Genomic DNA, 13,695 nt, shown 5'->3' with positions numbered 1-13,695 from the left:
CTGTCAGCCCCGCCTTATCATCGCCATGGCCGAGCGACTAGAGCATGATCGTTTTAGGTTGACCCGTAGCCGGAGTTGACGAGGTAATTGGCGCATTCTTCGACGGTATACTCGTCGAGGAGCTTGGCGATCGCTTCGATCACTGCGTCGATGGTGCGGGCGTTGGCCTTGCGCAGCAGGGTTTTGAGTTTGGCGAACACCTGCTCGATCGGGTTGAGGTCGGGACTATAGGGTGGCAGGAAAATCAGCTTTGCACCCGCTGTCCGGATTGCCTTGCGGATGACAGGGCCCTTGTGACTGCTCAGATTATCCATGATCACAACGTCGCCCGGTCGTAACGTCGGCACCAGGAACTGCTCGACATAGGCGCGAAAACTGATCGCGTTCATCGGCTGATCGAGCAGGCATGGCGCATGAATGCCGTCGCATCGCAGGGCGGCAACGAAGGTTTGCGTCTGGCGATGACCATGCGGCACCTTGGCGAGCAGACGCTGGCCGACCGGGCACCGCCCCCGGATCGGGGTCATGTTCGTCTTCGTCCAGGTTTCGTCTACAAAAACAAGCCGTCTGGGATCAACTTTATCCTGCCGCTTTTGCCATTGCAGGCGCCGACGGGCAACATTGGGACGATCCTGCTCGCTGGCGTGCAGGCTTTTTTTTAAAGCTGAGACCAGCGCGGTCAACGATGTTCCAGACAGCAAAATAGCTCACCGTGATGCCACGGTCTTGCAACTCAGCGAGCAGTGCGCGCAACGGCAGATCCGGCTGTTGCGCAATCCGTTCGATAATCCTGTCGCGTTCGTTGGCCAGTGCGAAGGGCCGATGACCACCCAGCCCCTGCGCCGCCACGCTGCCCTTCTGTCGATCCAGCCGCGACCACCGCTGCACAGACGACTCACTGACCTGGAAGAGGGTCGCCGTCTCAAGCCGGCTCCTGCCTGAGCGGAATGCCGCGACAGCGCGTTCTCGCAAATCCAACGTGTAAGGAGCACCCATCCATGCTGGCCTCCGACCCAGCCCACAGCTTGGATCAGATTTTAGGCCGCGCCGGAACCCCTACTCACGCAGGAGTCAACTTAAAACGATCATGCTCTAAGCCGAACTTTGCTGTGTTTTTGAGCCATCCGGTTGATTACCAAGGAAACGTGCCACGAACGTAGTCAAGCATTTGGCGAATTTCTCCTTGACACAGGCCGAACCGGTTTGATTCCATGCCTCATGCACATCGCCAAGGTCCCAAACCGTAACGCCAAACCGTCCTTCCTCCTGCGCCAAACCTATCGCGAGGACGGCAAGGTCAAGAACCGCACGCTGGCCAACCTCTCCAAGCTGCCGGTCGAGCGCATCGAGACTCTGCGTGCTGCCCTGCGTGGCGACCCGCTCGCCCCGGTTGGTGACAACGGCTTCGAGATCCGCCGCTCGCTGCCGCATGGCCACGTGCTTGCGGCGCTGAGCGTGGCACGGCGCATCGGCCTCGACGATCTGCTGCCGCGCCGCGCCCCGCCGCGCCGCCGTGACCTGGCGCTGGCGCTGATCGTCGCCAGACTGCTCGACCCGGCGGCGAAGCTGGCGACAGCGCGCATGCTCGACAGCGCCACCGCCAGCCACTCGCTGGGTGAAAGCCTCGGCCTTGGCTGCGTTACCGCCGGCGAAATCTACACCACCCTCGACTGGCTCGGCAGCGAGCAGGCCTTCATCGAAAACCAACTCGCCCGCCGCCATCTGAAGAACGGCGCGCTGGTGCTCTACGACGTCACCTCCACCTACCTCGAGGGCCGCTGCTGTCCGCTGGCCCACCACGGTTACAGCCGCGACAGCCGTGGCGATCGGCCGCAACTGGTGATCGGCCTGCTGTGTGCCGCGGATGGTTGCCCCGTGGCGGTCGAGGTGTTCGAGGGAAACACCGCCGACCCGGCCACCGTCGCGGCGCAGATCAGCAAGCTGAAGCAGCGCTTGCGGCTGCGCCACGTGGTGATGGTCGGCGACCGCGGCATGCTCACCGCCGCACGGATCGAACAAGCCCTCCGCCCCGCCGGCCTAGACTGGATCACCGCGCTGCGTGCCCCGGCGATCCGGCAACTGGCGGAAGGCGGACAGCTGCAATTCTCCCTGTTCGACACCCGCGATATGGCTGAGATCAGCAGCCCGGATTATCCCGACGAACGGCTGGTGGTGTGCCAGAACCCGCTGCTGGCGGCGGAACGCCAACGCAAGCGTGACGCGTTACTGGCGCTGACCGAGGCCGACCTGAGCAAGATCCAGGCCCGGGTGACGCGCGCGAAGAACCCTCTGCGCGGGGCTGGGGACATCGGCCGCGCGGTCGGCGCTCTCCTGGGCAAACGCAAGATGGCCAAGCATTTCGCGTTGACCATCACCGACGCCGCATTTGACTTCACGCGCAAGGCCGAAGCGATCGCCGATGAAGCCAGGTTCGATGGCTTTTACGTGCTGCGCACCAACCTCCCCGCCAAGCAGATCGATACCGCCGGGACCGTGCGGGCCTACAAAGCCTTGGCCCAGGTAGAGCGCGCGTTCCGCTGCCTCAAGAGCGTCGATCTGGACCTGCGGCCGGTGTTCCATTGGACCGCGCCGCGGGTACGCGCGCATGTCCTGCTGTGCATGCTGGCGTATTACCTGGAGTGGCATATGCGCCAGCCGCTGGCGCCGATGTTGTTCGACGATCATGACCGCGCGTCGGCCGAAGCAGAGCGGACGTCGCCAGTGGCCAAGGCCAAGGTCTCCAAGGCGGCTTATCGCAAGGCCTCGACGCAGCGCGTGGTGGACGCTAGCGGCGAGCTCCAGCCGGTGCACAGCTTCCGCACCCTGCTGGGCGATCTGGCAACATTGGCCCGAAACACCGTCTGCTTCGCAGGGCAGAAGATGCTTACCGTTCAGACCACCGCAACGCCGATACAGCGCCGCGCACTCAGTCTGTTGGGGGTCGAATTGACGGCAGCGTAGACAGCAAGCAGGTGGGGTCCGGAGTCGGATCAATGACTTACGTCGAAAAGACGGTAAAGTTCAGTCTAAGGCATGCAAGGAAGGGGCATGGCTGCCATCCATTTGTTTGGAGTTGCGTGCAACGCTGTGAATATCAGCCTTCGTCGGCATGACAAACCAGCGGAGGCACCCGGTAACGGGTCATGCCTGCCGCGATTGATTACCCGCCTGCCTCCGCAATCCTGATCGCCGCTGGGGTTGTCGCGACGATGGCGTCGCGGCTGATCGGACGATGCGGGCGGATGAAGCCATAGGTCCGGTAGTCGCTGGTCCCCATTTGCCTGGACGGCGGCCACCAGACCCGGACCGCGCTCCAATCCCCGGCGGGTGAGACGTCGAGCACCGGCTGATCCTCGGTCACCCGGTGATGCACCCAGTTGGCCTGCGTCACCAGGATCTGCCGCCGCGCCGCCACCCGCGACACCACCGCCACATGCCCCGCCGGCAGGCGACCAGAGCGGCCGAAGACTAGTATACTGCCAACCTCCGGACCATGCGTCCGGACATAGCGGCCCGCCGCCTGCGACCACCAATCGGCTGCCGATCCCGACAGGTGCATGTCGGTCAAGGCGCGGGCGAACGGCGCGCATTCGATCGATATGCTGCGGCCGACGTAGTCGCCGGCACGCAGGCCTGTCTGGCTGGTGCCGCAGGCTGCGAGCGTCAGGCAGAGCAGGGGAAGAAGGCGTAAGCCGGCGCATGACGATGCGGCTTTGGCTGACAAGGTGAACTCGCAAGAAACGCAGGTCGTTGAAGCATGATCGCCTGAGGCTGACCAGTCAGAGGGCATAATCACACGACGATACAAGAATTCCAGCATCGCAATGAGGCAATCTCGGACAATCATGGTCTAGGGCGGTTTCCGATCAAGTTGCACCAATTCGTCATGGCCAAGACAACCCTCCCTCGCGCGCCCGGTTGCCCGGCCATGAAGGGTTCAAAACAGAGCGACCTGATCGGAAAATGCTCCAACGACCAGAAGACCATGAGCGGCTGTTTCAGCCGATTATGGTGAGATTTGCCAAAACCGTTGGGAAAGTCGCGATATCCATGTTAGATGGCCTCCGGTAACAAATATCGCGCATCCGATGTTGGACAGGGACATGCTAGCGTATATCGCAGATCTTTTCAATCTCAAGAACCTTTTGATTACGCTGCTGATCTTCCTGCCACTCGAGCGCCTTTTGCCGATGCACCCGGCGCAAAAGATTTTCCGCAAAAGCTGGAAAAACGATCTCGTCTACGCCGTTTTCAATGGCCTGATCATCCAGGCTGGTCTTGTTGTCGTCATTCTGGGCGCCCTGCTGGTCCGACAACGGGTGCCGCAATTGTTCCGTGCCGCTCTGTCCGGCCAGCCGCTATCGCTTCAGTTTGTCGAAGTGCTGGTCATTGCCGATCTTGGGTTCTATGCCGCACATCGCATGTTTCATCGAATACCTTTTCTGTGGCGTATTCATCAAATCCACCATAGCATCGAGCATCTGGATTGGCTGGCGGGAACCCGCGTGCATCCGGCCGACCAGATCATCACCAAGGGTGTCTCGCTGGCGCCAATCTTCATCCTGGGTTATTCACCGGAGGCAGTCGCCGCCTTCGGACTGTTGTATCAATGGCAGTCGATTTTCCTGCATTCCAACTTGCGCATCGGTTTCGGACCGCTCCGTTTATTGGTTGCCTCGCCGAAATTCCATCATTGGCATCACTGTAACGAGCATGCCGCGCACGACAAGAATTTCGCCGGCCAACTGCCTTTACTCGACGTGTTGTTTGGCACGCTTCATTTGCCAGCAGGAATGGTGCCGCAAAGCTATGGCATCGACCAGAAGATCCCGCAAAGCTTCATTCCGCAGCTTCTGCATCCCTTGATGCCGCAACAGCTTAAGTGGGCGCCCATGGCGATGTCACCGCCCATGCGGACGAGCGCCGCCATGATACCGGAAAGCCGGACGCGCCCGGACATGGCCTAAAATACTGCCAAAGCAACCTCTGCTCATCCCGCCAGCCGCGGCAGTCCCAGCAGCGTGTGCAGCACGTGCTCGGTGTGCGCTCCCACGGCGGGACCGGTCCAGCGGACCACATCCTCCGGCCGCTCGCCATCCAGACGGATCGCTGGACCCGGATGCAAGGTCTGGCCGATCAACGGATCGTCCACCGCCTGCACCGCCTTGCGTGCCAGGAAATGCGAATCGGCCGCGCAGTCGGCGATATCGAACAGCCGCGAGCACGGCACCTCGGCGCCCTCCAGCAGCGCCTCCGCCTGCTTCGCCGGCAACCTCCGTGTCCAGGCGCCGATCGCCGCGTCCAGCGCATCGCGATTTGCGCAGCGCAACCCGTTGGTGGCGAAGGCGGCGTTGGTGGCCAGTTCCGGCCGCCCAATCACTACCATGAGACGCGCGAAGATCAGATCGGAGTTGCCGGCGATGCAAAGCCACCTTCCGTCGGCGCAGGGATAGGTGTTGGTCGGCGCGGCGGTCGGCAGCGCGGCGCCAGCGGGCTGCCGGATCCGCTCGTCCATGGCGTATTCCGGCAGCATTCCCTCCATCAGGCTGAACACGCTGTCCACCAGGTTCACGTCGATCACCCGCCCCCGCCCGGTGCCCATCGCGTCCCGCTGCCACACCGCCGACAGCAGCCCGATGGCGGCATACAAGCCGGCCAGATCGTCGCTGATGGAGACCCCGCAGCGTGGCGGCGGCAGATCAGAGCTTCCGCTCGGATGTCCGGTCAGATGCCGCAGGCCACCCATCGCCTCGCCGATCGCGCCGAACGCCGGCTTGTCCCGATATGGACCATTCTGGCCGTAGCCGGAGATCCGCGCGATCACCAGCCGCGGGTTCGTCGCGTGCAGGACGTCCGGCCCGATCTTCAGCCGCTCCAACTGGCCGGCGCGCAGATTCTCTACCAGCACATCGGCGCGTGCCGCCAGCCGCAGCAGCACATCGCGGTCCCGCTTCAGATCGAGTTCGACCGACAGCTTGTTGCGCCCATGAATGCTGAACCAGACCGAGTGCCCGTCTTTCGCCGCACCCCAGCCGCGAAACGGATCTCCGCCGGGCGGTTCCAGCTTGATCACCTCGGCGCCGAGGTCCGCCAGGATGCGGGTGCAGAACGGCGCGGCGATATAGTGGCCGATCTCCAGCACCTTCAGGCCCACCAGCGGCAAGGTGCTCATGTCAGGTCACCTGCGATAATAGCGACAAGGGGCGCAATCCAGAGAAATGGTTCGGACACATTTTTATTAACCTTTGAGAAATATTTTGCTGCTATACACATCGACGGAGCCGCTTCGGCGGTGTCCTGTTTCGTCCCCGTTCGTTGCGTCTTTATGACGCGACAACCTTAGGCGGTACGGCCATCCCCCGGCCGTACCGCCTTTTTTTACGCCAAACCGCGCCGGTGTCGATGCCGGCTAGAACCCCACCCCTTTCGCCTTGCCCGCGGCCGCAGCATGATACCTTTGTGAACGACGGCGGAGTGATGTCATGGACTTGATCATCGTTGCCCTTGCAAAGGCGGCCGGCCTCGACCAGGCGCTCAAGGATTTTCCGGGTGATGTCCAGGCGGCGGCGGAGCAGGCGCTGAACAACACCGCTGGTGTGACGGTGCCGACCGATCCGGCCGCCGAACCCTGGCCGCCGATGCGGCCGGGGACCGGCCTGTGACCGCGCTGCCCTGGCTGTCGGCGGCGGACGCATCGCGCGCCTTCGCCGCCAGGACCCTGTCGCCGGTGGAACTGCTGACCGCGCTGCTGGCACGCATCGAGACGCTGGACCCAAAGCTGAACGCCTTCATCCGTCTGGACGCCGATGCCGCGATGGCGACGGCGCGGGCGGCCGAGGCGGAGATCACCGCCGGACGCATCCGCGGCCCGCTGCATGGCGTGCCGGTCGGGATCAAGGACATCATCGATGTCGCCGGACTGCCGACAACCTGTCATTCGAAAATCCTGCTCGACAACATTGCCCGCGCCGACGCCGTGGTAATCCAGAAGCTGCGCCAGGCCGGCGCAATCATCCTTGGCAAGCTGTCCACGCATGAATTTGCGATTGGCGGGCCGAGCTTTGATCTGCCGTTTCCGCCGGCGCGCAATCCATGGAACCGAGAGCATCATCCAGGCGGCTCGTCGTCCGGCTCCGGCGCTGGCGTCGCCGCCGCACTGTTCCCGCTGGCGCTCGGCACCGACACCGGCGGCTCGGTGCGCAACCCGGCCAGCGCCTGCGGCATCGTCGGGCTGAAGCCGACCTATGGCCTGGTGTCGCGGCGCGGCGTGTTCCCGTTGTCCTTCACCCTGGACCATGTCGGGCCGCTGACCCGCACGGTGGCGGACAACGCCCTGCTGCTCGACGCCATCGCCGGGCACGATCCAGCCGATCCAGGAAGTGCCGCGACCGATGCACGGTCGTTCGGATGGTTGCTGAACCGCGGTGTGCGCGACCTGCGTATCGGCTTCGTCCGTCATTTCCATGAGCGTGATCTGCCCGCCCACCCGGAGGTCGCCGCCGCCCTGGAAGACGCGGCGCGCGTGCTGCAGGCCGAGGGTGCCCAGGTGCGTACCGTGACCTTGCCCAGCCTGACCGAGTTCGCCGCGATCAACCGGGTGATCCTGTGCGGCGAGGCGTGGTCGATCCACGCGCCTTGGCTGCGCGAGCGTCCGGGCGACTACGGCCAGTTGGCCCGCCGCCGGCTGCTGCCCGGTGCCTTCATGACCGCCGGTGACTATGTCGGCGCTCAGCGCCGCAGAACACAGGTGATCGCCGCGGTGCAGGACCAGTTCCGCGACGTGGATGTGCTGCTGTGCGCCAGCTCCATGGATCCGGCGACAAGGCTCGACGACGCGGCGGAGACCGCCCGCAGCTACCCGCGTCAGGCCCGCACGCCGTTCAATGTGACTGGGCATCCGGCGGTGGCGATGATGTCGGGGCTGGCGCGCAACGGCCTGCCGCTGTCCGTCCAGTTCGCCGGCCGCTACTTCGACGATGCCACCGTACTGCGCGTGGCGGCGGCGTATGAGAGGGCGACGAAGTGGCACACCAAGATGCCCCCGATCGGGTAGCCGCATGATCTTTCCGGCGTCTGGCCCGACCTCACGGGTGTTCTTCTCGCAGCGGCTGCGGCTGCACTACGTGGACTGGGGCAATCTGGAGGCGCCGCCGCTGCTTCTGCTGCATGGCGGGCGCGATCACTGCCGCAACTGGGACTGGGTGGCGTCCGACCTGCGGCGGGATTACCACGTCATCGCGCCGGATCTGCGCGGCCATGGGGACTCGGCCTGGTCCGCCTCGGGGCATTACACCATGGCGAACTACATCTATGATCTGGCGCAGTTGATCCATCAGCAGAAGCTGGCACCGGTTACCATCATCGCCCACTCCCTGGGTGGCAACATCGCGCTGCGCTACAGCGGGATTTATCCGGAAACCGTGCATCGTTTGGTGGCGATCGAGGGACTTGGTCCGGGACCACGCACGCCCGGTGTCGAAAGTCAGCCGATCCAGGACCGCATGCGGTCCTGGATCGATGAGACGCGGGCGCTGTCCGGCCGCACGCCTCGGCGCTATCCGACGCTCGACGCCGCCTGTGCCCGCATGCAGGCGGCCAACGCGCACCTTACCCCCGACCAGGCTCGGCATCTCACCCAGCACGGCGTCAACCAGAACGAGGACGGCACCTATAGCTGGAAATTCGACCACTATGTTCGCCTCTGGCCGCCGTATGACATGACCAGGGCCGCGATCGCGACGTTGTGGGAGCGGATCGACTGTCCGACCCTGCTGGTCTGGGGACAGGAAAGCTGGGCTCGTAATCCGGCCGATGACGGGCGTCTGGACTTCTTCCGGGCCGCCCGGGTCCTGCCGGTGGAGAAAGCCGGTCATTGGGTCCATCATGACCAACTCGGCTTTTTTCTACGCGAGGTGCGGGCTTTTCTGAGCACGCCGTAACCGGCCTCTGGCGGAACTTCACCGCCGCGTACCGAAACGCCCTGTGTTCGCCTGTTGTTTGGAACAAGTACATGGGGAGAGATGGCGTGGTTATCATCTTTGGTTCGATCAACCTGGACCTAATTTTCGCGCTGCCCCGCATCCCTGGCGCCGGCGAAACAGTGCTGGGCCCATCGACGCTGATCGAGCCCGGCGGCAAGGGCGCGAACCAGGCGGTGGCGGCGGCGCGGGACGGGGCCTCGGTCCTGATGGCGGGCGCGATCGGCACGGACGCGCTGGCCGCCGGGGCGTTGCGGCTGCTGCGCCAGGCGGGGGTGGACTTGGCGCGGGTGATCGAGGTCCACGCCAGCACCGGCTGTGCCGCGATCGTCGTCGATCCGGCCGGCGAGAACGCGATCGCCGTCGGCTCCGGCGCCAACCTGCTGACCCGCGCCAGCCAGGTCGAGGACGCGGTCCTCGGGCCGCGGGCAACGCTGGTGCTGCAGATGGAAGTGGCGGCGCCGGAGAACGCCGCGCTGATCGAGCGGGCCAGCGCGGCCGGCGCGCGCATCGTGCTGAACCTGGCGCCAGCGGCGGCGCTGCCGGAGCCTATCCTGCGCCTGGTCGATGTGCTGGTGGTCAACCAGAACGAGGCCGCCTGGCTGGCGGCGCATCTGGACTGCGCGGCCTCGGCCGCCGCGCTGCACCAGCGGCTGGGCGGCGTCGCCATCGTGCTGACGCAAGGCGGCGCGGGGGCGGATGTCGCGTCTGCCGACGAAACCTGGCATGAACCGGCGCGGGCGATCGACGCAGTGGACACGACGGCGGCGGGCGACTGTTTTGTCGGCGTGCTGGCACACGGGCTGGATCGCGGCGAGACGCTGCGGGACGCCGTTGGGCGAGCGGGTACCGCCGCCGCGCTGTGCTGCACGCGGCGAGGCAGCCAGGGGAGCTTGCCTATGGCGGCGGAAACGGATGGGTTTGGCTAGGGCCGGGGATGCGGGTGTCGAGGGGCGATTTACGCCGTTCAAGCGGTGCTAACGCGAGGTGATGCCGGTTGTGCCGACCCGGCCACCTCGGCGGATCTCGAGCCGTGCAGAAGTTTTGCAGCCGTCCAGCGAAACAGGTTAGCACGCCGGCTGCACCTGCGCCCTGAAGCCAAGCAGGCTGTCAAGCATCGCGTGTTTACCGTCGATTCAACCCCGTTCCGCAGCACCAGCGATCATCCCGCACTGGTCATGTGCCATGGGACATTCTTGATGCTTTAAGTTAACGATTTTATCAACCACAAGAAGAACGACTGAACTTATGCCAGAATAGGCTCAAGGTTGCCTGTCAAAGGCCGGCGTTCTCACAGCCACTTCTCGAAATGGTATCGACGAATGCCACCCCCCACGGTTTTATGGCTGGTCTGTTCCGCAATGACCTCTCGCAGCATGTGATATCCGGCGCGCCGATACAGTTCAAGCGCCGCCGGCTGCAATTCGGACGTGCTCAATTCAAGCCTGCGCACCTTCCGCCGGCGGCATTCATCCTCCGCGAAACCGAGCATGGATCGCGCAACTCCGGCGCGCCGAGCGGACGGGGCAACATACATGCGCCGCAGTTCCAAGGCGTCCGGAGAGGTGGCTTCAAGGCCAAACATGCCGACCAGTTTCGCCTCTCTGACCGCAACCCAGAACCCGCCTCTCCGCCCGCTGTAGTAGGCGACGATCCGTCCCATTTCCTCAGTCAACGAATGAGCAATGTAAGCCTCGAATGCATTGCGCAAATGCGGTGGCGACAACAGGCGATTGATCATGACGAACAGCGCGCGGACGTCAGTTGCGTCTTTCTCCTTAAAAGGGCGAATAACTGCCTCTGTGTTCAAGCCGCGTTCTCCTTCAAGCAGCCCAGAACGTCCGAACCCTCGGGCCGCTCTCCGAGCGTCAAAATGCAATGTTCATACCCGGACCGCAAACGCCGCGGGCTGATTGATAACGCCGCCCCGTGCGGGACAGCTTCCAGGCTTTGGGTTCATGAGGTTGAATCCCGCGCCCGGATGATCGAAGATCAGGACGTTCCTTAAGACGAGGTCGGTGATGGCGGAGCACATCTCGGCGGTTCTTGAACTCGGCGCGCCTGAGCCAGATGAAATGGCTGCGATAATGCAAGACAAGCTGCGATTCCACACCGATGCATGGGATTTGTCTGTTGATCTTAAGGCCGCCGTTACCGATATCGTCGTGATGGATGCCCGTCCCCACGCTGCCTACATCGGGGGCCATATCCCCGGCGCTGTCAGCTTTCCACATCGCGAGATGAACACGGAAACCGTTGCAAGCCTCGACCGCGCCAAGGTTTATGTCGTCTATTGCGACGGGATCGGCTGCAATGCATCGACCAAGGGCGCCTACAAGCTCGCTCGGCTGGGATTTCGCGCCAAGGAACTGCTAGGTGGGCTTGATTGGTGGCGCCGCGACGGACATCCGGTGATCGCTTCGCGGGAAGCGGGCAGTTTGCATGCAGCCGCCGAATAGCGCGTGACGGCCGCACGGATTGATCGAAGATCCGGCGGGACAATCAACGAGGATCCTATGGCGGATGCCGCGATCAATCCTGCGCCGGAGCGTGCCATGTCCCGGACAGACTATCGCCGATGGGCGGAAGCGCAGCCGAACGAACGCTTTGAACGAATTGAGGGTCACCCCGTCGCGATGGCGCCAGAACGGGCAAGCCATGCCGATCGTAAGGCCCTGGTATGGCTGGCGCTGCATCGTGCCGTGGCGGCGGCTGCCGTGCCCTGCCATGTCTACCCCGATGGCATGACGGTCGAGGTGGACGACAACGACTTCGAGCCGGACGCCACCTTGCGCTGCGGCGATCCCTTGCCAGGCGATGCGATCACCGTGCCTGATCCATTGCTTGTGGTCGAGGTTCTGTCGCCAGCCACCCGACAAGGAGATCTGACCCGAAAACTTGTCAGCTATTTCCGGGTGCCCTCGATACGGCATTACCTGATATTCTGGGCGGATCGGCCGCAGGTCATTCATCACCGGCGGCGCGATGAAGACGATGGGATCGAGACCCGGGTGCTGACCGCCGGGCCGATCAAGCTTGATCCTCCAGGGATCGGGATCACGGTGGAAGAGGTTTACGCGGGATAGCGAGGAACGGCGGACGTCTGTCAAATGGCGCGTGGAATTCACTCATCGCACCGGTGAGACCTGACGGCGGATATCCATACGGCTGCTGGGGCCTGGGCTTCAATGCGTGCTGGCGTGGTAGTGACATCGTGCTTTCAAGCCGCCTTGCAGTGTCAGAGAGGGCTACCGCTCACCTCGTCACCTCTCGATATGAACATATTCGAAATTGCCCGGCTTGTTGTCGATGCCGTGGCGCGGCGGCGCGATCCAGCCGGCATAGGTGCCAGGCTCGCGCGCCGGCTGCATCAGGCTGGTGATGAACAGGTTGTCGCTGACCGACGGCAGCATGGTTTCCTTCCGCGCCTCCCACGCCTCGGTGGTCATCACCTGTCCTTCAGTGTCGGTGCGCATGCCACTGAACTCGCCGATGCGGCGGTTGAAGGCGACATGCGGCAGGGTCAGCCGAAATGCGATCTCCGCCCGCTCCAGCACACGGTTCCAGCGTGTCACGCCGGCGGCGGCGTCCTCCACGTAGTCGTCGCGCAGCCGCATGTTCAAAGCCGACAGCGCCGGCACGTCTTCCGCGATGATCAACCCGTCGCGCGGGCGCTGGACAGGATAAACCGAGGACAGAAGCTGATGATCGTCAGTCAGCTTGTCCTCCTTGTAGCGCCCCTTCAGGCCGGCGTTGAACGCATTCGCCGCGTTGGTGCTGATTTCGTTGCCAAACAGATCAAGCGTCAGCGAGAAATGCAGGTTGGCCTTCTTCTGCAATGTCGGCAGGTCGATCACGCCCAGCGCGCGGACCTTTTCGGTGTCATACGGATCGCTGATGCCGGCGGCTCGCATTGCCTCGCAGGTGCGCTGGATCACGCGCTGCACGCCGGTCTCGCCCACGAACATGTGGTGGGCTTCCTCGGTCAGCATGAAGCGGCAGGTGCGCGACAACGGATCGAAACCGGACTGCGCCAGCGCGGCCAACTGCATCTTGCCGTCGCGGTCGGTGAAGAAGGTAAACATGAAGAACGACAGCCAGTCCGGCGTCTGCTCGTTGAAGGCGCCGAGCATCCGGGGGGTGTCCTGGTCGCCGGAGCGACGACGCAGCAGGTCGTCAGCTTCCTCCCGCCCATCGCGGCCGAAATATTTCTGCAGCAGATAGACCATTGCCCAGAGGTGGCGGCCCTCCTCCACGTTCACCTGGAACAGGTTGCGCAGGTCATACAAGGACGGCGCGGTGGCACCGAGGTGGCGCTGCTGCTCGACGCTGGCGGGTTCGGTGTCGCCTTGGATCACCAGCAGGCGGCGCAGCATGGCGCGGTACTCACCGGGCACCTCCTGCCAGGCGGGTTCTCCCTTGTGCGCGCCGAACGGGATGGTGCGGCCTTCCACGGCCGGCGCGAGCAGGATGCCCCAGCGATACTCCGGCATCTTGACGAAGTCGAACTTCGCCCAGCCCTCGCTGCCGACGCCGACGGCGGTGCGCAGGAACACCGGGCTGTTCTGGAAGCCCTCCGGCCCCATCGACTTCCACCAGTCGATGTAGCCGGGGTGCCAGGTCTCCAGCGCCTTGCGGACGCGCAGGTCGTCGGCCAGTCCGACATTGTTCGGGATCAGGCCGTCATAGTCGATCAGGCTGCCATCGGGCATGGTGA

General features: G+C 63.9%; 13 protein-coding genes. 8 read left to right on the top strand and 5 right to left on the bottom strand.

The window, feature by feature from the left end; translation table 11 throughout:
• Positions 1–53: 53 nt before the first annotated feature.
• Positions 54–996, bottom strand: a protein-coding gene (locus tag ACQY4S_RS25655) for an IS630 family transposase (protein ID WP_428483280.1) whose coding sequence is annotated in 2 segments (ribosomal slippage) — positions 54–659 and positions 661–996 — 942 coding nt in all. Because the reading frame shifts where the segments join, the coding sequence is not laid out codon by codon here.
• 222 nt (positions 997–1,218) lie between these two features.
• Here ACQY4S_RS25655 and ACQY4S_RS25650 point away from each other — a divergent pair.
• The gene (locus ACQY4S_RS25650; RefSeq protein WP_428483124.1) at positions 1,219–2,961 is read left to right on the top strand and encodes an IS1634 family transposase; all 1,743 of its coding nucleotides are present in this window, start codon (positions 1,219–1,221) and stop codon (positions 2,959–2,961) included.
• A 199-nt stretch (positions 2,962–3,160) separates the two neighbouring features.
• On the opposite strand, the gene ACQY4S_RS25645 is transcribed toward ACQY4S_RS25650, so the two are convergent.
• Positions 3,161–3,724, bottom strand: coding sequence for a CHAP domain-containing protein (locus ACQY4S_RS25645; RefSeq protein ID WP_428487999.1), 564 nt, complete (start codon positions 3,722–3,724; stop codon positions 3,161–3,163).
• A 379-nt stretch (positions 3,725–4,103) separates the two neighbouring features.
• Here ACQY4S_RS25645 and ACQY4S_RS25640 point away from each other — a divergent pair, with 379 nt between their 5' ends.
• On the top strand, positions 4,104–4,967 hold the full coding sequence (locus ACQY4S_RS25640; protein WP_428487998.1) for a sterol desaturase family protein: 864 nt from the start codon (positions 4,104–4,106) through the stop codon (positions 4,965–4,967).
• A 23-nt stretch (positions 4,968–4,990) separates the two neighbouring features.
• On the opposite strand, the gene ACQY4S_RS25635 is transcribed toward ACQY4S_RS25640, so the two are convergent.
• Positions 4,991–6,172, bottom strand: a complete 1,182-nt coding sequence (locus ACQY4S_RS25635; protein WP_428487997.1) for a CaiB/BaiF CoA transferase family protein — start codon at positions 6,170–6,172, stop codon at positions 4,991–4,993.
• Between the two features lie 310 nt (positions 6,173–6,482).
• Between ACQY4S_RS25635 and ACQY4S_RS25630 the strand changes: the two genes are divergently transcribed.
• The 4 genes from ACQY4S_RS25630 to ACQY4S_RS25615 all read left to right on the top strand — a co-directional run bounded on the left by ACQY4S_RS25630 (position 6,483) and on the right by ACQY4S_RS25615 (position 9,907).
• Positions 6,483–6,662 (top strand): hypothetical protein, encoded by a 180-nt coding sequence (locus tag ACQY4S_RS25630; protein ID WP_428487996.1) that lies wholly within the window; start codon positions 6,483–6,485, stop codon positions 6,660–6,662.
• Complete coding sequence (locus ACQY4S_RS25625) at positions 6,659–8,053, top strand: amidase (protein WP_428487995.1); 1,395 nt, start codon at positions 6,659–6,661, stop codon at positions 8,051–8,053. The genes ACQY4S_RS25630 and ACQY4S_RS25625 overlap by 4 nt, the downstream gene beginning before the upstream one ends.
• A gap of 4 nt (positions 8,054–8,057) precedes the next feature.
• Entirely contained in the window at positions 8,058–8,939 is an 882-nt protein-coding gene (locus ACQY4S_RS25620) for an alpha/beta fold hydrolase (protein ID WP_428487994.1), read from the top strand.
• A gap of 86 nt (positions 8,940–9,025) precedes the next feature.
• The gene (locus ACQY4S_RS25615) at positions 9,026–9,907 is read left to right on the top strand and encodes a ribokinase (protein ID WP_428487993.1); all 882 of its coding nucleotides are present in this window, start codon (positions 9,026–9,028) and stop codon (positions 9,905–9,907) included.
• A 362-nt stretch (positions 9,908–10,269) separates the two neighbouring features.
• Here ACQY4S_RS25615 and ACQY4S_RS25610 read toward each other — a convergent pair whose 3' ends face one another.
• Complete coding sequence (locus ACQY4S_RS25610; protein WP_428487992.1) at positions 10,270–10,788, bottom strand: GNAT family N-acetyltransferase; 519 nt, start codon at positions 10,786–10,788, stop codon at positions 10,270–10,272.
• A 211-nt stretch (positions 10,789–10,999) separates the two neighbouring features.
• Between ACQY4S_RS25610 and ACQY4S_RS25605 the strand changes: the two genes are divergently transcribed.
• Together ACQY4S_RS25605 and ACQY4S_RS25600 are read left to right on the top strand one after the other, a co-directional pair.
• A complete protein-coding gene (locus tag ACQY4S_RS25605) occupies positions 11,000–11,437 on the top strand; it encodes a rhodanese-like domain-containing protein (RefSeq protein WP_428487991.1) in 438 nt (145 codons plus the stop codon).
• A 96-nt stretch (positions 11,438–11,533) separates the two neighbouring features.
• Positions 11,534–12,064, top strand: a complete 531-nt coding sequence (locus ACQY4S_RS25600) for a Uma2 family endonuclease (protein ID WP_428487990.1) — start codon at positions 11,534–11,536, stop codon at positions 12,062–12,064.
• A gap of 177 nt (positions 12,065–12,241) precedes the next feature.
• Here ACQY4S_RS25600 and boxB read toward each other — a convergent pair whose 3' ends face one another.
• Positions 12,242–13,690 carry a benzoyl-CoA 2,3-epoxidase subunit BoxB gene (gene boxB / locus ACQY4S_RS25595; RefSeq protein ID WP_428487989.1) on the bottom strand — a complete coding sequence of 483 codons (1,449 nt, stop codon included), beginning with the start codon at positions 13,688–13,690 and terminating at the stop codon, positions 12,242–12,244.
• Between the last annotated feature and the right edge of the window lie 5 nt (positions 13,691–13,695).

The organism is Rhodopila sp. (assembly GCF_965276935.1).
GTDB lineage: Bacteria > Pseudomonadota > Alphaproteobacteria > Acetobacterales > Acetobacteraceae > Rhodopila.
The sequence above is the reverse complement of the archived record's forward strand: the minus strand, read 5'-3'. Positions and strand labels throughout refer to the sequence as shown.